Origin of the sequence: Actinospica durhamensis (assembly GCF_018139695.1) — a bacterium.
GTDB lineage: Bacteria > Actinomycetota > Actinomycetes > Streptomycetales > Catenulisporaceae > Actinospica > Actinospica durhamensis.
Map to the genome: position 1 here is coordinate 1 of NZ_JAGSOG010000765.1, position 437 is coordinate 437.

The 437-nt window shown below is 67.0% G+C and carries 1 protein-coding gene; it reads right to left on the bottom strand.

Going from position 1 to position 437, the window contains the following annotated elements:
- The coding region (locus KDL01_RS42115; RefSeq protein ID WP_212534294.1) for an SDR family oxidoreductase at positions 1-437 on the bottom strand (437 nt) is incomplete at both ends.

A 437-nucleotide genomic window follows, 5' to 3' on the forward strand; every position in this document is an offset into this window, starting at 1 on the left:
GGGTTCATCTTCGCCAACCGCTCGATCAGCTCGGGCGATTTTCCATCCAGGAACAGATCGGTGGCGGTCGGGCCCGGCGCCACGGCGTTCACGGTGATGTTGCGCCCGCGCAGCTCCTTGCTGAGGATTGCGCCCATCGTCTCCACCGCCGCCTTGCTGGCCGCATACACGCTGTAGTTCTCCAGCCGGATGCCGACCACGCTGGTGGACAGGGTGATCAGCCGGCCACCGTCGCGCACCCGTCGCGCGCTTTCGCGCAGCACGTTGAAGGCGCCCCTGAGGTTGATGCCGATCACCCGCTCGAACAGGGCGTCGTCGGTATCGGCCAGTGGTGCCAGCTGCAGCACCCCGGCGCTGTTGACCACCACGTCGATGCCGCCGAAACGGGCTTCGATGGCGTCGAAGAGCTGGCGCACCGCCTGCGGATCGGACACATC